21 protein-coding genes are annotated in these 24,235 nt (G+C 36.6%); 18 read left to right on the forward strand and 3 right to left on the reverse strand.

Annotation, left to right across the window (positions count from 1 at the left end; genetic code table 11):
* The 10 genes from PVK70_RS07850 to PVK70_RS07895 all read left to right on the forward strand — a co-directional run.
* On the forward strand, nucleotides 1–946 hold a 946-nt coding region (locus tag PVK70_RS07850), incomplete at its 5' end, for a retron St85 family RNA-directed DNA polymerase (protein ID WP_242504745.1).
* Nucleotides 939–2,573: a retron Ec78 anti-phage system effector ATPase PtuA gene (gene ptuA, locus PVK70_RS07855; protein WP_130047301.1), complete on the forward strand. Its 1,635-nt coding sequence runs from the start codon at nucleotides 939–941 to the stop codon at nucleotides 2,571–2,573. The genes PVK70_RS07850 and ptuA, both read left to right, overlap by 8 nt.
* A 3-nt stretch (nucleotides 2,574–2,576) precedes the next feature.
* On the forward strand, nucleotides 2,577–3,245 hold the full coding sequence (gene ptuB, locus PVK70_RS07860) for a retron Ec78 anti-phage system effector HNH endonuclease PtuB (protein WP_105054663.1): 669 nt from the start codon (nucleotides 2,577–2,579) through the stop codon (nucleotides 3,243–3,245).
* Nucleotides 3,246–3,263: 18 nt separating this feature from the next.
* Nucleotides 3,264–6,368: a type I restriction endonuclease subunit R gene (locus PVK70_RS07865; RefSeq protein ID WP_105054664.1), complete on the forward strand. Its 3,105-nt coding sequence runs from the start codon at nucleotides 3,264–3,266 to the stop codon at nucleotides 6,366–6,368.
* A 484-nt stretch (nucleotides 6,369–6,852) separates the two neighbouring features.
* Entirely contained in the window at nucleotides 6,853–9,315 is a 2,463-nt protein-coding gene (locus PVK70_RS07870) for a LysM peptidoglycan-binding domain-containing protein (RefSeq protein ID WP_130047302.1), read from the forward strand.
* Nucleotides 9,312–9,797, forward strand: a complete 486-nt coding sequence (locus PVK70_RS07875; RefSeq protein WP_130047303.1) for a hypothetical protein — start codon at nucleotides 9,312–9,314, stop codon at nucleotides 9,795–9,797. The genes PVK70_RS07870 and PVK70_RS07875 overlap by 4 nt, the downstream gene beginning before the upstream one ends.
* 58 nt (nucleotides 9,798–9,855) lie before the next feature.
* The gene (locus PVK70_RS07880; RefSeq protein ID WP_130047304.1) at nucleotides 9,856–10,230 is read left to right on the forward strand and encodes a hypothetical protein; all 375 of its coding nucleotides are present in this window, start codon (nucleotides 9,856–9,858) and stop codon (nucleotides 10,228–10,230) included.
* Entirely contained in the window at nucleotides 10,230–10,634 is a 405-nt protein-coding gene (locus PVK70_RS07885; protein ID WP_130047305.1) for a hypothetical protein, read from the forward strand. Before PVK70_RS07880 ends, PVK70_RS07885 begins: the two co-directional genes overlap by 1 nt.
* The gene (locus PVK70_RS07890; RefSeq protein ID WP_130047306.1) at nucleotides 10,624–11,196 is read left to right on the forward strand and encodes a hypothetical protein; all 573 of its coding nucleotides are present in this window, start codon (nucleotides 10,624–10,626) and stop codon (nucleotides 11,194–11,196) included. Before PVK70_RS07885 ends, PVK70_RS07890 begins: the two co-directional genes overlap by 11 nt.
* 96 nt (nucleotides 11,197–11,292) lie before the next feature.
* Complete coding sequence (locus tag PVK70_RS07895; protein WP_130047307.1) at nucleotides 11,293–11,589, forward strand: hypothetical protein; 297 nt, start codon at nucleotides 11,293–11,295, stop codon at nucleotides 11,587–11,589.
* Between the two features lie 265 nt (nucleotides 11,590–11,854).
* Here PVK70_RS07895 and PVK70_RS07900 read toward each other — a convergent pair whose 3' ends face one another.
* Nucleotides 11,855–12,715 (reverse strand): helix-turn-helix transcriptional regulator, encoded by an 861-nt coding sequence (locus tag PVK70_RS07900; protein ID WP_130047308.1) that lies wholly within the window; start codon nucleotides 12,713–12,715, stop codon nucleotides 11,855–11,857.
* A 202-nt stretch (nucleotides 12,716–12,917) separates the two neighbouring features.
* Here PVK70_RS07900 and PVK70_RS07905 point away from each other — a divergent pair, with 202 nt between their 5' ends.
* The 4 genes from PVK70_RS07905 to PVK70_RS07920 are packed head-to-tail and all read left to right on the forward strand — an operon-like array spanning nucleotide 12,918 to nucleotide 18,608.
* The gene (locus PVK70_RS07905) at nucleotides 12,918–13,697 is read left to right on the forward strand and encodes a Wadjet anti-phage system protein JetD domain-containing protein (protein WP_130047309.1); all 780 of its coding nucleotides are present in this window, start codon (nucleotides 12,918–12,920) and stop codon (nucleotides 13,695–13,697) included.
* Between the two features lie 3 nt (nucleotides 13,698–13,700).
* Entirely contained in the window at nucleotides 13,701–16,640 is a 2,940-nt protein-coding gene (locus PVK70_RS07910) for a hypothetical protein (protein WP_130047310.1), read from the forward strand.
* Nucleotides 16,633–18,042 carry a hypothetical protein gene (locus tag PVK70_RS07915; RefSeq protein ID WP_130047311.1) on the forward strand — a complete coding sequence of 470 codons (1,410 nt, stop codon included), beginning with the start codon at nucleotides 16,633–16,635 and terminating at the stop codon, nucleotides 18,040–18,042. The genes PVK70_RS07910 and PVK70_RS07915 overlap by 8 nt, the downstream gene beginning before the upstream one ends.
* Nucleotides 18,042–18,608: a condensin complex protein MksE gene (locus PVK70_RS07920; protein WP_130047384.1), complete on the forward strand. Its 567-nt coding sequence runs from the start codon at nucleotides 18,042–18,044 to the stop codon at nucleotides 18,606–18,608. Before PVK70_RS07915 ends, PVK70_RS07920 begins: the two co-directional genes overlap by 1 nt.
* 246 nt (nucleotides 18,609–18,854) lie before the next feature.
* On the opposite strand, the gene PVK70_RS07925 is transcribed toward PVK70_RS07920, so the two are convergent.
* Entirely contained in the window at nucleotides 18,855–19,133 is a 279-nt protein-coding gene (locus PVK70_RS07925) for a type II toxin-antitoxin system RelE/ParE family toxin (protein WP_130047312.1), read from the reverse strand.
* Nucleotides 19,134–19,412 carry a damage-inducible protein J gene (locus tag PVK70_RS07930; protein ID WP_105054681.1) on the reverse strand — a complete coding sequence of 93 codons (279 nt, stop codon included), beginning with the start codon at nucleotides 19,410–19,412 and terminating at the stop codon, nucleotides 19,134–19,136.
* Nucleotides 19,413–19,729: 317 nt separating this feature from the next.
* Between PVK70_RS07930 and PVK70_RS07935 the strand changes: the two genes are divergently transcribed.
* The 4 genes from PVK70_RS07935 to pepT all read left to right on the forward strand — a co-directional run bounded on the left by PVK70_RS07935 (nucleotide 19,730) and on the right by pepT (nucleotide 24,138).
* Nucleotides 19,730–20,161, forward strand: coding sequence for a LysM peptidoglycan-binding domain-containing protein (locus PVK70_RS07935; protein ID WP_130047313.1), 432 nt, complete (start codon nucleotides 19,730–19,732; stop codon nucleotides 20,159–20,161).
* Nucleotides 20,162–20,414: 253 nt separating this feature from the next.
* Entirely contained in the window at nucleotides 20,415–21,266 is an 852-nt protein-coding gene (locus tag PVK70_RS07940; protein ID WP_130047314.1) for a MurR/RpiR family transcriptional regulator, read from the forward strand.
* 173 nt (nucleotides 21,267–21,439) lie between these two features.
* Complete coding sequence (dcuC, locus tag PVK70_RS07945; RefSeq protein ID WP_130047315.1) at nucleotides 21,440–22,801, forward strand: C4-dicarboxylate transporter DcuC; 1,362 nt, start codon at nucleotides 21,440–21,442, stop codon at nucleotides 22,799–22,801.
* Nucleotides 22,802–22,893: 92 nt separating this feature from the next.
* Complete coding sequence (gene pepT, locus PVK70_RS07950; protein ID WP_130047316.1) at nucleotides 22,894–24,138, forward strand: peptidase T; 1,245 nt, start codon at nucleotides 22,894–22,896, stop codon at nucleotides 24,136–24,138.
* The last annotated feature ends 97 nt before the right edge of the window (nucleotides 24,139–24,235 follow it).

The raw sequence follows: 24,235 nt of genomic DNA on the forward strand, positions 1-24,235 counted from the left end.
AATGGGATTAGAAATGACTTTGATAGAACAGCTAGCATTAGAGTTGAAAAAGGGTGAGGACGAAGTCGCCCGTTTTCTGCTGAGTGCACCTAAAAGGTACAAAGTATATACTATTCCTAAACGTACCTCTGGACACCGAGTGATAGCTCAACCTTCTAAAGAATTAAAAGAATATCAGCGTAAATATTTGGAGTTTCAGCAGTTACCTATCCATGAGTCAGCTATGGCTTATCGAAAAGGTATGAGCATTAAGCAAAACGCACTTGCTCACAAAACCAATCCTTATTTACTTAAACTAGATCTTGAAAATTTCTTCAATTCTATTACTGATAAATTATTTTGGAAAGTTTGGGAATCAATACAGACTCTACCTTCAATTCAAGATAAACAAACGTTAAATAATTTACTTTTTTGGTGCCCGAGTAAAACGACCGGAGGAAGTTTGATCCTTAGTATAGGAGCGCCAAGTTCCCCGCTTGTCTCTAATTTTTTTATGTATCAGTTTGATTGTGTCATAAGCAAGGTATGCCTTGAAAGAGGGATTGTATACACACGCTATGCTGATGATTTGACATTTTCAACAAAGCATAAAGGCATACTTTTTGACCTTCCGATACTTGTAAAAGAAAAGCTGGTTGATTTGTTTGGAAATTCAATAAGAATCAATAGAAAGAAAACAAAGTTCTCATCTAAAGCACACAATAGGCATGTTACTGGTATCACTATTAACAATGAAGGGAAGCTCTCTCTCGGAAGGGAGCGAAAAAGATATATCAAACATTTAGTACACCAAGTTCAACTAAGTAAACTTGATGCTGAGGATAGAGGACACCTTAGAGGTCTAATTGCTTTTGCTAAGCATATAGAACCTGCGTTTGTTGAATCATTGAAACGAAAATATTCAGCTGAATTAATTACTCAAATTGTTGAGGAACCAAATGGCTAAGCAACATAAAAATACAAGCAGAACGGTTAAACACCTAATCCAAAGTGCTGCGAAAGGGAATTTTAGCTCCTCATTTCAACTTTTTCAAAACTATTCGGAAGGTAAAAATGTAGAGCAAAAAGATGAAGATTTAGCTCTAGAATACTTTACTGAAGTAGAAACTGCGCTTATTGAAAAAAAACTTACTCTATCCTCATTACAACTAGTGGATTATAGAAGGTTTCGGTCATTAGATATTCACTTTAATGAAAATATTACGGTGATTATTGGTGATAATGGTGCCGGAAAAACAAGTATTGCAGATGCGATAGCCAAAACTCTTTCTTGGTTAAATAACAACCTTGAAAAAAAAGATGTAGTTGGAAGACCGATTAAGGATAGTGATATTCACGTAGAATCTAGGGAGTTCTCGGAGGTTACAAGCAAATTTAAGTTTGATGATAATAATGATTTTGAGGCGACTATCGGTAATACGGTTCTTGGTTATGGTGGAAGTTCTCCTACAGATGTTGTGGGTATAAAGCAAGTTGCGAATATGTATAAGATGACTGCTGCTAAAAATCCATTAATAAACCTTCCTCTTCTAGCATTTTATTCAGTTGAGCGTTCTGATTTTTCACTGTCTTCGACTATATCGGAGAAAGCTTCAGGTGATGGTGTCAATAATAGATTTTCCGACCTTAAGACCTCTCTGGAGGGAAGTGGAAAACTAGAAGATTTTTCGAAGCTTTATATTGAGTTGGTTAATCTGGCGAAAGGCGAAGAAACTAAAGAAGTGCAAGATCTAAAGATTCAGATATCTAATCTGCAAGATACTATTAACGATGTATATGGAGGACAAGAACCTCCGGAAAATGATGCCTTCAATGCAAAATTGAATAGTAAAAAGGAAGAGTTAGCAAACCTATTAAAGAGTAAACCTTCAGCAAAGTATCAACGTCATTTAGAATTTGTTAATAACGCTATTGAAACACTTGTACCTGATGTCAAGAATCTTGAAGTTGACCGTAGTTCGGGAAAATCTAGATTATTAGTAGAAAATTTTGGCAATAGAGTAAATATCGCTCAGTTATCACAAGGTCAAAAAATGCTTGTCGCTCTTGCCGGAGATTTAGCAAGGCGTTTAGTAAAGTTGAATCCTGATTCTGCTATGCCATTAAATGCTAATGGAATTGTAGTGATTGATGAAATTGAGCTGCACCTTCACCCTAAGTGGCAACAAGAAATACTCATAGGACTTCAAACTACGTTCCCTAATTTGCAATTTATCGTCACCACTCATAGCCCACAGGTCCTCTCTACGGTTGATAAGCAATGTATTCGTCAGATATGCCTCGATGACAATGGGAATCCAATAATTAGTACACCGAATTTTCAAACTAAAGGTGTCACTAGTGCTGATATTTTAGCCCGTATTATGGGTACTAATTCCGTACCTGAAAAACTGAAAGAAGCTACTTGGCTCAATGATTTCTCTAGATACCTTAAAGCAGGTAACCAAGAACTACGAGATGTTACTTTTGCTAAGATAAGTAATCATTTTGGTGAGAGTCACCCTGTCGTTATCGATTGCGAGAGTCAAATTAGAATCGCGCAAATGAAAGCTAGATTAAATAAAGAGCAATAGGATATGAGGAAACTACATAGACCAATGCCAGGACCTCACTGCTTATCAAATTACAATCATAATTCTCAAAAATGGACTAGCCGGAGGCCAAGTACTGCTTGTAGAGATGCTATTTGGGACAAGCTACAAACGATGCAAAATGGATTTTGTGTTTATTGTGAGTCAGTAGCAATCAAAGGGAACGGGCATATTGAGCATTTTTTTCATAAAGGTCAGAAGTCAGATGGGTCAACTCCATATAAACATTTAACGTTTAATTGGATTAATTTATTTGGATGTTGTGGCCTAAGGACAGGTAATAGCTGTGGGCATTATAAAGATCGTAAAGGTGACGACGGACCTGGAAATTATAATGCTAGTGACCTAATAAGACCTGATATCGATGATCCCAAAGACTATTTTAATTTCTTGGATACAGGGATAATAGAGCCTAAACTTGGATTATCTCCAGATATGCATAAAAAGGCTACAGAAACGTTAAGGGTCCTTAAATTAGATTTCTTCAATGGAGCGAGAAAAACACAAATTGATGTGTTCAAAAAAGAGCTTAATGAATTAGAGAGAATAAGCGGTCAATTAGATGATCAGACTCTACAGCAAGCTATGGATGATATTAAAGTGCAAGTTAAGTTGCAGGAGTATCAAACAGCAGTACTGGAAGCTTTATTTTAATTAATTAGGAATAAATTAATGGTCAGTCAAACCAATGAACAAGCTTTAGAAGCTGCAATTGAAAAGCATTTAACAGGTGTTTGCTTAGAAGAGATTAAGTTAGGTATAAGTGAGGTAGCACCTGGATATGGTAGTGATCTATATAAGCTTGGATACACTAGAGATTTTGATATGCAGTATTCTTTAGATCTTCGGTTTTTTTGGCAGTTTTTAAAAGAAACACAAGAAAAAGAGTTGGACAAGCTGAAACGAAACAGCCCTAATGATTGGGAACGAAAAGTACTTGAACGTTTTGACCGACTAATCAAAAAACATGGTATTTTACACTTATTGAAAAAGGGTTTAAGTGTTGATGATGCTCACTTTAGTTTACTGTATCCTGCCCCTCTTGCGAGTAGTAGTGCAAAGATTAAGCAAAACTTTAATGCAAATATATTCAGCTCGACTCGCCAAGTTAGGTATTCGGTTGCCAATCCTCAACAAGAGATTGATATGGTGTTATTTATCAACGGAATTCCGCTGATAACAATGGAGCTGAAGAACTATTCAACAGGTCAAACAGCTCGCTACCACGGACAAAAACAATACCGTAACGATCGAGATATTACTCAACCACTATTACAATTTGGTCGTTGCTTAGTTCATATGACTGTGGATACAGATGAAGTCTATATGACGACTAAATTAGCGGGCAAGGATACTTTTTTCCTGCCATTTAATAAGGGGCACAATCATGGCCAAGGCAATCCTCCGAATACCTTATTAAACGGTGGTCATAAAACATCGTATTTGTGGGAAGAAGTATTCACCAAAAAAAGTTTAGCTAATATCATCCAACACTTTGTGCGTTTAGATGGCAGTATTAAAGATGATTTGAGAAAACGTACTCTTTTCTTTCCTCGTTACCATCAGATGCAAGTAGTACGTAAGTTAGTCGAGCATGCTGCAACAAATGGAGTAGGCCAAACCTATTTGATTCAACATTCCGCAGGCTCTGGTAAGTCAAATTCAATTACTTGGGCTGCTTATCAATTAATAGAAACTTACCCTGTAAGAGCTGATCTACCCGGTAGTAAAGGCGTTGAACAGCCTTTATTTGATTCAGTAATTGTTGTAACAGACAGACGTCTCTTAGATAAACAATTACGGGATAACATTAAAGAGTTTTCTGAAGTCAAAAATATTGTAGCTCCTGCATTTAAATCATCAGAGTTAAAATCAGCCTTAGAAAATGGTAAGAAAATTATCGTTACAACGATTCAAAAATTTCCATTTATTATCGATGGTATTGGAGATCTGAGTGATAGACGATTTGCAGTAATTATTGATGAAGCACATAGCTCGCAGAATGGCGATGCTCACGACAATATGAATCGTGCTATGGGCAAATCAGAAGTTGAAGAAGCAGAGGACCCACAAGAAAAAGTGCTACAAGCAATGCGTTCAAGAAAAATGCGCGGTAATGCATCTTATTTTGCATTTACTGCTACGCCTAAAAATAGCACTTTGGAGAAGTTCGGACAAAAACAAGAAGATGGACGTTTTGAACCAATAGATTTGTATTCAATGAAGCAAGCTATTGAAGAAGGCTTCATCTTAGATGTTATTGCGAACTACACAACCTACAAAAGTTATTACGAGATTGAAAAATCAATTCAAGATAACCCAGAGTTTGATTCTAAAAAGGCTCAAAAGCGTTTGCGTGCGTATGTAGAAGCTAGCCAACAAACAATCAATACCAAAGCTGAAATTATGTTAGATCATTTCATACCTAAAGTCGTTAACACAAAGAAGTTGCGCGGCAAAGGGAAAGGTATGGTGGTAACTCAAAGTATCGAAGCGGCAATTCGTTACTACAAAGCGATCACTCGCATACTTGATGAGCAAGGAAACCCGTTTAAAGTGGCTATTGCGTTCTCTGGTACAAAAGAAGTTGATGGTATTGAGTACACAGAAGCCGAGATGAACGGGTTTGCTGAAGGTGATACTAAAGACTACTTTGATGTTAACTACAAAAAAAAGAATCCAAATGATCCAATACCTAAGCACATAAATCAGGATGAGTACCGATTACTTATTGTTGCAAATAAGTATCTTACAGGTTTTGATCAACCTAAGCTTTGTTCGATGTACGTAGATAAGAAACTCTCTGGAGTATTATGTGTTCAAGCCTTGTCTCGCTTGAACCGCTCAGCGCCAAAGCTTGGAAAGAAAACAGAAGACCTTTTTGTTTTGGATTTCTTCAATAGTGTAGAGGATATTAAAACATCTTTTGACCCTTTCTATACCTCTACTACTTTATCGGAAGCAACTGATGTCAATGTATTGCATGAACTTAAGGATGTAATGGATGAGGTTGCTGTATATGAATGGCCTGAAGTTGAGAGCTTTATTGAGCGCTACTTTAACAACGAAGATGCACAAATTCTAAGTCCTATCATTGATACAGCTGCAAATCGTTTCAACTTCGAACTAGATCTAGAAGATGAAGACAAGATTGACTTTAAAATCAAGGCTAAACAGTTTGTTAAAATATACGGGCAGATGGCATCCATCATGCCGTATGAAGTTGCAGCGTGGGAAAAGCTATTTTGGTTCCTGAAGTTCCTAATACCAAAGCTCATAGTGAAAGATCCAGACTCTGAAGCTTTAGATGCTTTATTGAGTTCTATTGACTTGAGTTCATATGGATTACAGCGCGTTAAACTCAATCATTCTATTGAGTTAGATGAAGCAGGTTCAGAGCTTGAACCACAAAACCCTAATCCCCGAGGTGCTCATGATGATGATGATGAACGTGATTCTCTTGACGAGATTATCCGAAATTTCAATGAACGTTGGTTTCAAGGGTGGAGTGCAACACCTGAAGAACAAAAGGTGAAATTCATTAACATTGCAGAAAGTGTTAAGAGTCATCCAGACTTTAAAGCTAAGTATCAAAACAATCCAGATCCTCACAACCGAGAGTTAGCCTTTGAAAAGATGCTTAAAGAAGTAATGCTGGCAAGGCGTAAGGATGAACTTGAACTTTATAAATTGTTTGCAGGGGATACCGCATTTAAAGCATCGTGGACTCAAAGTATGCAACATACTGTTAATTCTGAGGCATCTAAAAGAGTTTAAATTACTTAACGTATTTATTCTTGTACTATAGAGAGGCTCTCTTTGGGCTTCTTCAATATGCTGAGCTCCTCATAATTATAGACAAGATAGCCTGTAGTACTTTATTGCCATCTATGTGAGTAATTATTATTTTTAACGATTCGTAAGGAAAGTGTGCCTATTATATTAGTGACGCTGTCACCGATAGGGGCTGGAAATGTGTCAAATTCTACTTAAGTAACACCAGAAGTAACACTTTTAAAGTCTACTTTAAATAATTTATTTATAATCAATCGGGTAGGCTGTATAATCGAGTCCAGTAGCGGCACCACATTATACGAAAGAGCCCACCTAGTGTGGGCTTTTTTGTGCTTGTAATTCCTACCGTTATTGGAATAATAATCACACTTACCTACCTTTAGGTAATTCACCTATCTTTTCAGTAAAAATAAAATTGAGTTCTGCGTTAGCATTTTAATCGTGTTTAAAATATTACGAGTTAGCGATGAAAGCGTGGGATGAAAAAGTAGGTGATTTTGTTGATCTTAATGCTTTAGAAGCAGAACAGACGAAACCAAAGCCACAACCTAAATATAGAAATGCCTTTTATAAACCGGTCGAAGGTGGGTTTCTTACTGCTGAGCAAAAAGTTCAACAAGAGCAGCCTCACAACGAACCAGTCTCTGAAAAAAACGCCCCTGTTGCTGCTTATGAATACAATATTGAAATTGCTTGCACACAAGAAGAGCTGATTACTTATCAAATAGGTGTCTTTTCGCTTGGAAAAACGAGCAATGAGCCTTTAATTGATTCATGGAAAAAATCCGCATCACAAGCAGGTTTTACCTTGTTGACCGCTTCGGTTATGGTTAATGAGCCTAAAATGCTTTATCGTGAATTCTTTACATCAAGCGGTAATGCTTTTTCATTTGAAAGCGTTCAACCAGTAAAAAAAGGAGCAGGGACACACTCTGAATCTTTTGTTCCTATTAAAGCGGCAGTGCAAGTAGGCGAGCAACTTGGTTGGCCAACGGCAGGTTTTTATTACCATTTTGTTGATGATAAATTACTTCATGAATATCAAATCGTGGGGGACGAGGCATCCACTTTTGTTGCTACTCAATCTAATGCAGAGCAATTAAGCTCAGAGCGTTTATCTGACCATCAATACAACTTCATACTTCTTCCTTGGAAAATCAATAACTCACCAGTAACAAGACAGCATTTATTGTATTTACCACAAAAAATGCCCCAACAAGAGTTTAATGACTTAAACGCAAATTGGTTAGATGAAAACGCCAATTTATTAGATGTAGAAAGCATTGTTAAATCAAAAAATGAAAGCGCATTAGCTCGTGAAAAAACAGAGGGTGATGAAGTAACCTATGTGATTCAATCTGGTGATTCATTATCAAAAATAGCCCACCAGCAAGGAACAACGGTTGAGAGCCTTGTGGAATTAAATCCTCAATACAAAGGAAAAGAAGGGCAAATAGAGGTAGATGACATCCTTATCATTGAATCGAATAAGGATGAATCAACCAACACCCCCGCGCATATTGTTGTTTTAAATGGAGATGGAAACAGAGAGGCATGGGATGAAATAGCCAAGCAGCATGGTATGGCACCCAAAGATCTTCTCAAACTAAACCCAATGTTTGAAAACAACCCCACAGCACTAAAAGTGGGTGATGAGCTATGTGTAAATGCTCCTCAACAAGCTAAAGATAAAGCGCAAAGAACCACATTGCCCCCCATTGTTTTAACGCATATAGGGCAAGTATCAAGCTTTGTGAATAGCTTTAGCTCTATGAGTGAAAGGCTATTAAACGCCTTTGTGGTTGCCGCATTAAGTGACAAAAATATCCCAGCCAATACACCCATTGTGAATGTAGGGAAGAAAACATTAAGATCAACCGAGTTATCGGCTTCCAATGACTTAGAATTATTGGCTAATGAAAAAGGCGAAGTGATTAAGAAAAAGGCAGAGAGCGAAAGTGTTAAAGCAATTCAAAAAGCACTATTAAAACTCAACTTTGACTTGGGAAGCGCAGGAGCAGATGGTAAGTTTGGAGCTGGAACCGAAAGCGTGATAAAAACCTTTCAAAGCACCTATACACCAACAAATAAAATTCATGCAGATTACAAAATCGGCAGTGCTGATGGAATAGTAGGAAAGAATACTCTGTTGGCGTTAGATGAAGCTGTTGTTGGGCTGTGGATTTATGAGCGAGGTGAATTTAAATTTACGTTATCAATAATGCAAGATATTTATCCATCAGTAAAAGATAGTAAAAAAGAAGAATTAAAAGCAATCGCAGATGAACTTAATAGCCATCTTGAGTTTTATAAGTTAGATACTCCTTTACGAAGAGCTCATTTTTTTGCACAAATAATGCAGGAAACAGGTGCTAGCTTATCGATAGAAGAGCTGTTTAGATATAGTTATAATGGCTTGATTGGTACTTTTAAAAATTTCAGAAGAAATAAAGAATTGGCAAAAAAACTATCTTATGACAATGAAATTAAAGGGAAAAATACAAAAAGAAATGGAGATTTATTATCTTTAGATGATTTTAAAGCGGTAGCAAATGTGGCGTATGGCGGAAGGATGGGCAATATTGATAATAATGATGGGTGGAAGTATCGAGGACGAGGATTAAAACAACTGACAGGTAAAGATAACTATAAAGCATTTGATACTTGGCATAACGATAATTCTAAACAATGGAGTGAGGACGTAGGCTTATCGTTTTTAGACAGACCTGATTTATTACTTAACATGAAATATGCAACTCGTTCTGCAGCTTTTTTCTGGGTTAGTAATAAGCTGTATCAACTTGCAGATAATGGACCTGATATCTCTGTTTCTAAGTCGATAACTGATATTGTTAATTATTATACTGATAGTAAACAATTAAGGTTTGATAATTTCAACAAGCTATATTCAAATGGAGTTTTTGAATGAGAATTTATTATTTATTATTTGTTGTTTTTTTACCATTTATTAGTAATGCAGATTCAATGTGTAAGAAAAATGAAAGAGTGGTATTTTCATGTGAGTTAGAGGGGGGCAGCAAAAAACTTTCTGCTTGCTTTGATGATAGAGATAAAACTATGTATTTTTCAGTAGGTAATACTGAAAAAGCTGTTATTTATAAGCCATATAAAGGTGTTGGGTTAGAGGCGTTTAAGTGGGTGCATATTTCAAGCGTTCCGACTCAACCTTTGTATGTACCATTAAGATTTAAGGTTGACGAAAATCGTAATGCTTATTTTAATGCGAACAAAGCGGGTATTTCATTAGGTATTATGGATTCTAAGTTAATGTACGAAGATAATGATAGTATTTTTTATGATTGTATACCAGAAACTAGAGCTCGCTTAGCTGATGATATTCGATCTAAAATTGAAACAGTGGAACCAAATAAGTTTGAAGCTTGGGATTAGTTTGAAATGAAATTTGATGTCATTTTTATTAAGTATTGATAACTAAAGCAGGGAAAGTATGAGCGTTAAAATAAAAAGTGCTTTTATATTGGTAGCCTTTAGCTTCTTCTCATTTCTAAGTTTTGCAAATGAGGCGACTCAAGAAAAAGCGCAAATACAAAAGATAAACGAACAATATTTTAATGAATTTAATAAGTCTAAAGCTATCTTAGATGAAAGGACTCAAGAAATATTATCTTCATCACGTGAGGGATTAGGTGAATTTAAAAATATGATTTTTTCATGGACTGATTTCATTGAGAAGAAATGTGTTTTTGCTACTGTTGAATCAAAAGGTACAGAGGCAGAAACTGCACTGTTTCTTTCTTGTGAAATTGAAGAATATAATAAAATGAATGAATATCTATTGAATTCAATTATAAGCGTTCCTTAATGTTTAAATATCTAATTAATGTATTTGTGCTTTTAGCCTCTTTTGGTTGTAAGGCGAATTTACCTGAACCAACCGTGTTACTTAAATGCAACTTAGAGAGTGGGTCTTCTTTACTTGCTCAGTATGATGATTCGAAATTTGTAATTTACAAAGGCGAAGAGTCATATATAACAAAAAGAGAAGATGTTTTATATAACGATACTTTTAGATTTCAAAGTGAATATACGATAGTTAAGTTAGATAATCATATGGGTTTGTTTAAAAGTTTTGATGCTACCTTTAGTAATGATATTGAGTATGGTTTTATAAATTCATTAGGTAAAGTTGATGCTTGTAAAGATGTTATTAGTGAAAGTTTTTTTAACTCAGTAAAAGATTTTAAGCGTGATAATAGTGGGATTTAATAAATTATATTTTAAATTTTCTTTGTCGCAAGCTCGCATTTTGTTAATCTTACTTTTAGTATCATGCTCGGCTTTTTCTTATGAGACGAGTATTGATAATGTAAAGTTTGAACAAGGAATAATCTTACTTTCTTTTTCTGATGGTAAAATTCAGCAATTAGAGTCAGAGGTTGAGCCTGATTTTCTTGATTATAAATACACTCTATTAGATGTGAATTTCGATGGTATAGAAGATCTGATTGTTACGGAACAAAATGGACGTAATAGTTTATCTATGGTTTATACATATAATCAGCATTTAGCGCAGGTTAATGAACATATTTATTTTGAAATAACAGGCTTAAGGGTTAATTCAAATAAGAGATATATTTGTGGAGTCAATCAGTTAAGCAGAGAAAATACTCAATTAGTTTATAAGTATTCAGAAAGTAAGTCCGACGTATTTAATTTTAATTATGTGTCAAATAAAGGGTATTCACTTATTCATAATGACAAAAAAGAGATTGATGAGAAAACGTTTAGTCAAATGCTAGATCAATGTGTTATGAATAAAAGTGTTTAGAGTTAGGTATTGTGGGTAAATCATCTATTTACTCGACCTCATGTTATATCTGTATTAAGCAAAAATAGTTAAAAATACGGAGATGAAAACGAATAAATGAAATATTTAAAAATACTATTATTGCTCGCTGTCTTTTTTCACTATTCAGTTAATGCGAATCCATTAGAGCAACAAATTAGTATAGGGAAGTATGCGTCTGTTTTACTTTCCTTAGATAATAACAATGATGATGGAGAGCCTGTTTGCGAGCTTAAAATTGTTACAGAAGAGAAAACATCAACGAAATATATGTTTGATGCATGTGCTAACTTAAATGTTAAAAAGTTGAATGACAAATTATTCAAATTACAAGTGATCAATGATCGCGGAAATCGTAAAAAATTGTTTTCATAAATTCGAAGCTTATTGTTTTGGGTGTCCTTGCGCGGGATCTATCTAGTGAAGATCTTGATGTTTTAGAAAATAATTTTAATAACAAAGTTTGTTTTGTCGATATTGAACCATCAGATTTGAAGTTACTGGAAAATTTTGTACTTTAAACGATAGTGAGGTTTGAGTTTAACTATCAGAAACCGCTCACTTGAGCGGTTTTTTTATATTTAATAGATTGTAATGTTATCGTGTTGATAATTAAGTGTTTTAGGTCTTTATCGCCGGTTTAAAAGGTTAAATATGGTCTCAATTTCTCAAGGTTCCCTAAGATAATTTGCTGTCCTTTGGGGTTCGAGTCCAATACATTGATATCAATATTATATGCGTCTAAAACATAGCGTACTAAAGCTGCGTTAGTTGCTATGTGCAGATTTCCATTTTCCATACCATAATCATTAGCAATGATCGCTGCTTGAGCTTCAGTTAATCTAGGGTCTGGCATTAACTCGATACAAAGCGGAGTGTTCCAAGCTTTATCTTCATCTTTTCCCATTACTATTTTATCGTTGATGTCAGGAATACCACGAATACGACTAAGAACAAAATCTCTGTAGTCTTTGGAATGCTCACAATAAGCACGAACATGCCAACGCAAAGGGGTACAGACGAGCGTATGTGGAGAAATAATTCGTTCAACTTCCTCGCCATCTTTCAAAGATGTGTAGCTTATATCGACACGTTTTTTCTCTCGAATAGCTTGAACTATCGGACGTAAAATATCGGGTGAGATATTCCGTGTTACGGAACGGACCATTGTCGTATTTTCAAAGCCCATATCAAGCTCATCAAAAGTTACCGTCATGTCTTCAGTGCGAGATAAAACATGTAAGTACTCGTCTGCATGACCTATTGTAAGCTTAGGAGTAAAGCTCTCACTGGGTTTATAACCTTTTAAATGTTTGTCGTAGATTAGGTTATCTGGTGCGATATTTTCTAAATAACTGTTTATATCTTTTGATGCTTGTTGGCGACCAATGCCAAAGCTTTGGATTAGATGATTAGTGGTCAGCCTTCCTTCCCATAATGCAATAATCTCAATCATTCGGTATCGAAAAAGAAGATCCCACCGAATTGGCCATTTACTCATAGTTTGATTCCTGTCTAGTTATGTTACATGTATATGCAGTCAGTATTTACCTGTCGCTTATAGCGTCATATTGTTGTGAGCGCAAATTGTAGTCAATAGGTCGATGGATACCTTCTTTAATTAATCGACTTAGTTCGCAATACCCATTAGGGTTTTATGAAATACTTGACATTATCTACATGATTAAATTGGATTTGATGAAATGAAGCTTAATCAATACCTCACGAAGATTTCACAAGGAAAAACGATAAATTTAGATAGGTTTATCGCCTGCTTGCCTCATTCTGATTTTAATGAGTGGCGTAAAATATACAGTGCTACGCGTGTCCGTGGTGGTTATAACTTGACGATACTTGATGAGAAACAGCATAAAGAGCTTTTTGAACCAGAGCTAAGTAATAGAGTTAGTGCATCTCATGTTGGGCGTTCGCATGATTTTTCGAGCAATTACGCGCACATATTAGTTCTGAACCGCATCACTGAATCTCAGATTCCGTTTGTTGTTGTATCTAACCTTGAAGGTTACAAAACAGAAGGGAAGCTTATTGGTAAAAAGGCTGTTCTTATCGAAAATATTGAGAATTTTTATCGCTATCGGGAGTTTTTAGAGTTTATTGGACACTCTTCGATGATAGATAGTTGTGACATTATTTTTGGTTCAGGTAATCAAATATGTCATCACTTGAATCACTCGTTTCTTTCCAGTTATGACGAACTTTATTGTGCTCAAGACGTAGAATTAGGCGGTTTAACAATATACAAAACGCTCAAAGCATATCTTCCTCAGAGCAATTGGCTAGCGCCTAGTGACTGGGAAGTTTTCAGAAATAAATTTAAGCTTAAACCCAAAAATAGTACCCATCTTGAGAAAGCCATACAGCTCGCTCGTGATCTTGAGTTGAACACAGAAGCGGATCTCATGAATCAAACGCGTTCTTTCTTAGAGCAAGAAGCTCTACTACCAGAATTATCACAGGACTAACTCATGTCTAATAAAGCAATCGATAACCTTTTGATCAGTATATCTCGTCTTGTAGCCGTAGATTCTGCGGGTGTTGCCATCGCAGAAATTGATTTGCGTGAAGGTGGAATACTGATAGGTGGCGGAAATATCGGTAAAACCTCAATCCTTAATGCAATAAGATTATTTTTATTGCCGGAAGAAAACTTTAAAGATTCGGCAAAGAAATTTGGGTTTTCAGACAAAGAAGGCAAATTTTATACTAACGATGAGAGCTTCGAGCACTACTTCCCAAGCAGTACAAGCTTTCTGATTTTAGAGTGTGACAATTACTTGGGTGGTCCTTTACCTCATTGCCAGATCCTATATAGAGGCAATTCTGATAAGTTGGATTATCGCCGAATGTTTACCTCATTGCGTTATGAGCAGATTCGACATCTTTTTTGGGATGCAAACGCTGGAGAGGATGGAATTGGTGGACGAGTAGAAGATTTAAGTCCAACAAAAGTTCAAGCCTTCCTCAAACAAGAAGATAAACATTTTAAGACACTTATGCGTTCGGCGGCAATTAAAGAGGTGATTTACGCAAATCAACTGCTAAATATTGATGCAATGCGCTTTTTCCTCTTCCCACTCAGTACGACGAGCGATGCTGATGTCGATGCTTTTCGTGCATTAGTTCGTTTGCTGTTTGATATGAAAACCGGTTCTGACACAGTACGATTAGCCATTGCTAATATTATTGAGTCGCAAAAAAAAGAGCGTAAAGATGAACTCAACTTTGATATTGATGCTTTTATTACGCATAACGAATCACTGACGCGTCGTGAAGAGCTGCTAAAAAATATCGATAATTTAAGGCCAGAGTTTGAAGCACTGTCTGACAGTCATAAGAAATTAATGAAAAACAGAAACGCTGAAGATGAGTTAATGCAGTATGCCATGATGGTGCAAAACCGAATAGGTAATGAAAACCAAGCCTTAGATTTAGAAAAGACTCAACTAGAACTGATAGAAGTTAAAACGCGATCTGCTAACAAAAATTGTAGTGATATAACTGATAAACAGAAGAACTTAGAAGGGGAGAAGAAAGTACTACTTCGCCAACATCAAAAACTTGATGAAACTGTGCAGAAAACTCAGCTGTTAGTAAATTTATACGATGAGTCAGATTCTCTCGAAACGATTGTATCAGGTCATAGACAGCATTTAACTAATAAAAATAACGAGCTGGAACTGAAACAAGATGCCGAAAAGCGACAGAATGAATTGGATGAGCTTGAAGAAGAGATTAAAAAGTTTGAAGAAATGGAACGTCGCTTTCAATCTTCAGTAAATAAGCAGGAATTTAAGTTATTTAATCAATTACCTAAATTTATTTGGGAGAAGGTAGCTGCAGTAAACTCGGAAGTGGCAGAGGCTAACCCGGAAAGAGAACTCACCTCATCAGAGAAACATGCGATAGAGTCTTTTACTGATTTAATTGAGGTTAATGACTTAGGTTATGAGCTATTTGGTGTAAAACTGGATGCGATTTCTGTCGATGGTCGAGAGTCAGATCAAGTTAAGCTAGATAAAACTCGAGCCGCTCTTGAAAAGAGCCGTAAACGTGCAGCAGAGATTAGTGCAATAGGTAATGAAAGTCGCCTTGAGCGGATTAGAGCTATTAATGTGCTTGAGGCAGAAATTAATCGAACTCAGGTCGAAATTGATCTGCTATTGGCTTTCAATAGTAATGCACAGCAGCTTAATAGTGTCAGTGAAGAGCTTGACCAAGCTAAAATTAAAGAGCAGAGACTTGAAGACCAACTTGAAAGTCAAAGAGTAGTGTTAGCGCAAGAAAGAGAAGCATCTGAATCGCAAAAAATCAAAGTAGATCAAATTAAATTAGACCTAGAGACATTAGGTAATTATCACGTTCGGGTTAAGGCAGAGCTTCAAGCCAATGCTTTACCTACTATCGACTTTTCTGTATTGCCAGATCATACAGTAGAACTAAATGAAGAGAACTTACAACATCGTATAAAAGCCCTACAAAATAAACGACAATCGAAAAATGAAATTGTTGAAAAAGTTCAAGGTTTTGTGCGAAATCAGGTGCTTGAGAACGATGATAAATTGATGTCTGCTCATATTGAGGATGATCTACTAGAACACGCCTTCCAACAACTTCAGTTGCGTTATCGTGGCTTAGATGAAGAGTTCGATATACTTCGTAAAAACTTTGTTGAGCATAAGCATTCAGTTCACGCAATTATTAATGAATTAAAAAATAATCGTGAAATGGTGCGCCAGTTTGAACAGAGTATTAACCGATCTTTTAAGGGTGTTGCTATCAATGATTTAGCAGAAGTCGAAGCAAATATAAAAGTCGAAGCAAGGTTCAGTGATTTAGTTAGTGAAATAGAGCACTTAGATACGCATTCAGACCAAAAAGCATCAGATCAATTTATTGAACGCCTTAAAGCATTTAGTAAAAAGTTTTTCCCAGATGGCAAAGCAGCGCTGTTGACGATGGAGCAAATTGTCTCTGGTATTGCTTATCGAGTGAAAAAGCAAGGGCAGACAGGCTGGGAGAGTAAGTCACAATCCACCTCCACAATAATGCTCATCAATATCAAGTTGGTTGAAATTCTCCTTGGTAGATTAAGAAACAGTGCGTGTACAACTCAGTTTCCTTTAATTATTGACGAAGGCGCTTCCGTTGATAGCTCACAGTTTGATTGGCTATTGCCCAATATGAAACAAGCTGGGTTTAGAGTATTAAGTGCATCGACCAATTCAGCATCCAGTGAGATCATCTTTAAATTCGGACAACATTTCCGATTAGACGCGATGCGTACTGCAACTCCTTATAGCGCAGCGCGAACCATCGTTTTTACGGGGATGCCTGACAGTTTTATTACAGAAGGAAGCGCATTGGATAGAGAACAACTTGATATGTTTGGGGATGCAGATGAGTGATCAACGGCTTCTAACTATTCCGACTTTTTCTATTATGCTTGAACATCACACTATCATGCGTGACATCATTCGTGAAATGGATGAAAAGAGTGAGCCTTATGTACGTGAAGCAACCTTTATTTCTCGGTTACATCGCTATATTCAAGGACAAAACAAAGATAAACAGAAACAGCTGCGTACGGCTTTTTCGACAGATAACTTGCTTGAAGCCCACATTTTGGTTGATAAAGATGAATTTGGTGGTGAAAGTCGACTGATCTTTGATCGTTCCGTGATTGGTGTGTTTCGGCTATTTGACCGCAGCCTATTTCAGGATTTGACCGATGTAGCATTGAAAATTCAACTCGGAGGAATACGTTTATTATTAGCTAAACTTCAGTCGAATACTTTGTTGTTTAGCGATAGTGATCTTGATTTTAAAGAATTGATAGATGAACTGTTTCATCGTTTGAGTGAGTTATTAAATAGCATCCGTTTGAACTTAGTTAAAATGCAGATGATTAACCAAGAGTTGAGTGAAGCGAGTGAATTAGCCGCTAAATCAGATAATCCGCAGGTTTTCTCGGTGTTACAACGAGAGTCTATTGAAAAAATCTCGCTACTTTTGTCTAGGCATATTTTACCAACTCGACAGTTTCTTGATGAAAAAAGTCGCTTGAAAGATGGTCCTAACTTATTTGAATGTCTGCAAAGTTTGCGTAGCCAGTTTGAACATCATCAAGATCACCAACGCTCAACAACAATGCTGAAATATGAGGTTAGCTTTAATAGCTTTCATTCACAAATAAGCAAGGTATCTCAGTCGGTTGATCAGTTTTTGGCTCGGTCAAAAAAACGCCTTAAACAGTTTAATGCGATTGAAACGGCATTTAGTGATCTAGTCAAAGAATTAGATGCGACAAGGCATAACCTCAAGCGTAGCCAGATTGATGGGCAATTTGCACGTGATAATGGTGCATTCCTTGGGTTAATGCAACAGGCTAGGCCAAAAGTACTGCGTATTAGCAGTTCTGAAGCTTATCTTAATAATGTAGTCAGTGATATAGAGGCAAGAGTAGCTGATCAAGGTTTGCTAGAAAAGAATCGCTATGTTGATTTAATGAGTTTTAAAGATGATTCTACTGAGCGAAGACTAGAACGAGCAGAATGTATATACAATTTGGTAAAGCAAATGAAAATGACAGAATATCAAGATTTAACACTCGCGCTGCAACGGAGGTTGAAAGGTAACTTACCTGATTATCATTTTATTGATTTGCTAGAAGGGTTAAATTTTCTGATGCGTAGCAATGAAATGCTTGATGGTCATGCAGTAAAAGTAACTAATTTCCGTAATCGTATAGTTCAAGGCGATATTGCGTATTTATATCGTAAAATTCGAACAGAGAGAGTGACACAATGATGACAGCTTTTTCCCAAATAAGTATGGCTAAAAGCCAACAGATTTACTCAACCTTTGTAAACGGGAAGGTGATTACTAAACAAGCTTATGAGCTTTATCAGCAGACCTTTATAGAAAGTACTCTCTATACTGAGTTGTACAATAATCTTGATCATTTTACCCAGCTCTATCTACATATTGGTTACAATCTGAATTTTAACGTTGAAGGGGAGTTTTTCTATATCAGCCGTAGTGAGGCAGAAGAAGACGCAGATACCAACGCCACCAAGATCCAGGCAATATTATTGATTATTGCCCGCTATTGGGTGGATAAAGGTTTTGACCTAGACGATCTCACCACTCCGGTGATTGGATTAGGGCGCTCTGCACTAGAAGAAATTGCAGAACAAACTATTTATGATGATATTCGACAGGCGCTTGGAATCGAAACGTGGGATAAGGCGCTAAACTATCTTGCTGATCGAAACTTTCTCTATCCTTGTGGTGATAAACATTATGTTTTAAGTTCAGCCGGAATGCACTTTTTGAATTTACATGTGGAGAAATACTCACAAGAGCAAGAGTAAACGATTCACACAATTGCAAGCTTGATTAATGACTGTTAGTTAACTCTATGAATTAACTAACAGTATTAAAAGTAATATTATGATAACTAACCGAGCAGAGCAATGTTATGTCCCTGATCCAAATACCACTACAGATTTAGATAAGTGTGGCGTGTCTTTTTAAAGTAAGGGCAATCATTACATCGGATTGGTTGTGCTAACTAGACTAGGTAGGTACTTTATATTGATTAGCTCAATCGAATAAGGTTAATCAATCGGAAATTTTTGCTTTTGGTGGAGGACGCGCATTATTTTAATACTCTCTCCATCAATCATGTATGAAACAATCATTGATATTTCAGGAATAATGAGTAATCGCCCTCTAACATTTTCACGTGGCACACCCGTTAAAGGTTGCTCTAACAAAGCCTCAACCTTCTGCTCAATGGTGTTATCTGTTCTTTCTGCGACATTTGGATTAAAGTCATAAAGAAATTCAAATATTTTCTCACGATCATTTAAAGAGTCTTCTTCCCAAAAAATCATTTATCTTTGGCCTCGAATTCGAGCTTTACGCTCAGCCATTGTTTCTTTTGCTTCATTATGATTAATAAAGTTAGCTTTCCCTGAGTCGAATTTATTGAAAGCTAAATTTACTTGCTCAGTTAACCATTGATCGTGTGATAAGGCTTTACGCTGTTGCTCTGCCATTTCCTCTGTCAGTTCTCGACAAGCATCACTTAGAGTACGCCCTTGGCTCTCAGCAAATTGTTGTGCTAATAGTTTAACTTCATCATTAACTCGGAATTGAATTCTAGTATCCATAATTTAATCCTTAAGAATGCGTACACACAAATGTTAGCACATTATTAAGTGGTAGCAACTAACAATCTGTTTAAGGGTGACATAGTATTAAGATAATGCCGAGAGTAGAAGTAGTGCAGGTAAAAGTAACGTCATCTCCTTCTTTAAACGGTTTAAATCGTTAATGGATGTTTTTCTAAACTACACTTTTATTTATAAATAACTGGCACCAAACAAGCAAAACTTCTCAATAAAGCTATTTATTACTTGTACATACATTCTATTTTTATGACAATGGTCGAAGTTATTTATCAACTAGATGAAGTTGTGAGAAAAGTATGAAACAGAAAAAAAATATAATTCTACTGGCGTCGCTAATGTCTTCATTAGTTCTTACTGGTTGTGCTTCAAATGATGAGCTTATTGCTCAGCAAAAGAATCAGACAGAACAAATGAGTGTATTAGAATCAAAAGTTAGCACGTTAGAATCTCAGGTTGGTACATTAGAAGCTGAGCTACAAAAGCAAAAAGAAACGGACAGTGAAATTTATCAAACTGTACGTAAGTTAGATGTAGCACAAGGCGAACTAAAGGCGCAAGCACAGCAACAAGCTGACAAAGCGGTGATGTACTACACAATTAAACAAGATGATACGTTATACAGTATTGCAAGAGAGCAAGGGATCGCATTAGAAGATTTACTTCAACTAAACCCTAAAATCGCTAACCCTAAGCGTTTGCTTATTGGCGATGTGCTTAATATTAAGTAATTATATTCGTCACCTAAGAGTGAATGATTATAAAGACCACTATATTTAATGTAGTGGTCTTTTTTTTACGATAAAACTAAGCATCCTAACCATTTTATTGTGTTTTATTAGCGTTACTTTAATAATATGTTAAATCCTTACTTTTTATGTGTGTTTGTCACAAAATAAGTATGGGAAAAATTAATTCCCTTGAAAGTATCATTGCATTAGTGGAAATATATCCCATAGATTAAATATTTGGGAAATAATCCCCGTGGATAAAAAAGACTTCATCGATGCAGTAAATGGATTAGGGGCGCTAACGGCGGCAGAGCAGCGTATTACCCAATATTTTATGAAGCATTACACCATGCTGCCATTTGCCAAAATCGATGAGTTATGCAAACAAATAGGGGTAGGTAAGGCTACGTTAGGTCGTTTTTTACAGCATTTGGGTTTTAGTGGATTTTTAGAGTTTAAAAAGCACGTAGCAGATGATTTAGCATTAACACTTACCACGCCAGTAGAGCGTTACGAAACACTTCAACCTACTGATAGAAAAGATAATGTTTTGCAGTCGCATTATGATGAAGTGATGTCGAATATGGCTAAAACCTTTGCGACAATCTCTGAGAGTGATTTTGAATTAGCCATCGAATATATGCAAAACCCGAAAGGGAAACTCTATGTTATTGGCAGCGCATCATCAGAGGCATTGGCGAATTATTTTTACCTATTAGCTAGATACTTACGTAAAGATGTTGTTTGGTTAAAAGCCGATATATCCACGCTGCCACATCAGCTGGTAGACGTAAGTAAAGACGATGTTTTATTTGCCATTTCTTATCATAGGTTCTCAACCATAACGATACGGCTAGTGAAATGGTTTCATCAATTTGGTGGTCGGATCATCTTAGTGACGGATCAACCCGTAAATCCTTTTGTCGCATATTGCGATATTCAATTCTCAGTAGAGAGTGCCAGTCAGGGCTTCTTTAATAATAGAGCATCAGGGTTTGCATTAATTGAAGCATTTATTAAGGGGTTATCAAAACAGAAGGAAAGAAATAATCGATTTAATCGCATCGAAGGATTGTTTGAAGAGTTTAGTATTTTTGATAAATAAAAATACAGTGTCATAAATAAGGGAATAGCTCTATTTTAAAAGAACTTTGTTTTAAATAACTCTGGTATTTTAAATTCAGATAAGCTCCCGCATATTCATAATATTTATTAATTTAAGTTTGTTTATTTTTAAATGGACTTACCTATCTATAGTTATAATATATTGAGGTTGTCATGATTACTTTTTTAGCGTTACCAATAATATTGGGTGTCGGATATTTTATAGTAAAAAAATATAATACTCAGGCAGTGTTATTTCTTTCTGGTTTATTAATGATTGCGTTGGGTGTTTTAAACGGAACTACGGAGTTTCTACCTAAGGGCGGTACTCCAACAGGGTCGATCATTGTCGATTTCTTTGAAGTGATTAAAGTGATTTCGTCATCTACATTAGCGAAATTAGGTCTGATCATCATGGCGGTTGGTGGTTTCTCTAAATACATGGGTCACATTGGTGCTGCAAACGCCATGGTACAAATTGCGACTAAGCCACTTTCATACATTAAAAACCCATACTTAGTCTTAGCGCTTGCGTACATTATTGGTCAATTAATTAATATATTTATTCCAAGTGCTACAGGCTTAGCATTATTGCTATTAGTGGCTATGTATCCAGTATTGGTTGGCGTTGGTTGTAACCCTGCGGCAGCGGCTGCGGTTGTAGCAACAACAGGTTGTCTTGATTTAGGCCCTGCCTCTTCTGCGGCAAATAAAGCGGCGGAAGTGTCAGGTATTGATGTTGCGACGTATTTTGCTAGCTATCAACTTCCTGTAGCCATTGCTGCTATGGCTGTTATTGCGGCTCTGCATTTTGTTTGTCAGCGTTATTTTGATAAAAAAGATGAAGAGAAGGGCGTGGTTCATGAGTTTAACCTTGATGCGAAAGACCAACGTAAAGCGCCTAAGTGGTTTGCAATTTTACCTGTTCTGCCATTATTGCTGCTATTAACCTTCAGTAAATTTGCGGTGACATCAGTTCGCATGGATGTCGTAACGGCAATGTTCATATCTCTATTTATCGCTATGGTGTGTGATTACCTATATACCCGTGATGGCAAAGGAGTTGCTGCGTCATTAAAAGTCTATTTAGAAGGTATGGGTAACGTATTTACGGGTGTTGTGAGCTTAATTATCTCGGCACAAGTTTTTGTTACCGGTTTAACGACGATTGGCTTTATCGCTCTACTGCTTAATTCTGCTGCAAATATGGGATTGGGCTATATTGCTATGGTTCTTGTTCTTGTTGTGATTATTGTTTTAGTTACTATGTTATCTGGCTCTGGTAATGCTTCATTCTTCAGTTTCTCAAACCTAGCACCAGATGTGGCAGCACAAGTAGGTACGGCTGCTGCTCACGTTGCACTTCCTATGCAGTTAGCAGCAGGTTTAATGCGTTCTGCATCGCCAGTGGCGGGTGTTGTTATTGCGTGTGCGGGTGTGGCAAACGTATCACCAATTGAATTAGCTAAACGAACGATTATTCCAATGTCTGGTGGTTTAATTACCGTTTTAATTTGTTCTCAAATTTTAGTGTAGTTTACGGTTATAGCAATCCGGATAAGCTGTTATTTACATGCTTATTCGGGTTGGGATTAAATATAATTTAGATCCAAGAATTGGAGTTAACTATGGATATTATCGAACGCTTTTTAAGTTATACACGTATTAATACGACGACGAGTCGAGAAAAAGGGGCGGCTGGGATCATGCCTTCTTCAGATGGTCAGATGGAGCTTGCCAAGTTATTAGCAAAAGAGCTAGAAGCATTGGGAATGGAAGAGGTTGTTTTACGTGATACGGCAATTTTAACGGCAACGCTACCATCAAATATTAAAGGTGAGCAGACAATACCAACGGTGTCATTTTTTGCCCATCTTGATACCAGTGCAGAGCAAACAAACGATACCAATGCGCAGATTGTGAGTTACCAAGGCGGTGATATTTGTTTGAACCCTGCATTAGAGATTATTCTAAAAGAGAGTGAGTTCCCTGAGCTTGTTAACTACGTCGGTGATGACATTATAGTTACCGATGGCACGAGTTTATTAGGAGCAGATGATAAAGCGGCGATTGCTGCAATAATGAATGCACTGCAGGTATTGAAAGCCGATCCAAGTATTCCTCATGGCACTGTGAAAGTTGCTTTTGTTCCTGATGAAGAGCAAGGTTTACGAGGTGCGAAGGCATTTGATGTAGAAAGCTTCGGTGCTGATTTCGGTTACACGCTTGATTGCTGTGGCATTGGTGAGTTTGTTCATGAAAACTGGAATGCGGGTGATGCAATCATTACGTTTACTGGACAATCTGCACACCCAATGTCTGCAAAAGGGAAGCTAAAGAATTCACTATTAATGGCTCATCAATTCATCAGTATGCTACCAGGTGGTGAAGCGCCTCAATATACCGAAGGTCGTGAAGGCTATTATTGGGTGAAAGAGTTATCTGGCAACAGTGCTAAAACAGTACTGAAAATGGATATCCGTGATTTTTATAAAGATGGATATCGTGATCGTATGGCATTTTTACAAAACCTTTCTGACAGTTTTGCTAAGTTATGGGGTGATTCAAGTATCTCTATCAATCTAAGTGATCGTTATGAAAACGTAGCGAACAGTTTAGAAGGGGATGCGAGTTTCCCTATTGATATTGCAAAAGCGGCATACGCACGTAATAACATTGAAATGAAAGCGATTCCTATGCGTGGTGGCTATGATGGTGCTGTGTTATCACAAAAAGGACTACCATGTCCGAATATATTTACAGGCGCACATAATTTCCATTCAATTTATGAATATCTGCCTGTTAACTCATTAAAAGCGGCAAGTAATGTAGTTGTGGATGTGATTAGAATTACAGCAGAAGAGGCGAATTAAAATAGCTATAGTGGTTGTGACGCTGTCACTTATGTTGTGAGTATATGAAGAGCATATTAATAACGCAATATGCTCTTTTTTAGGATGATGATAAGTA

The organism is Aliivibrio sp. A6 (assembly GCF_028765505.1).
GTDB classification, from domain to species: Bacteria; Pseudomonadota; Gammaproteobacteria; order Enterobacterales; family Vibrionaceae; genus Aliivibrio; species Aliivibrio finisterrensis_A.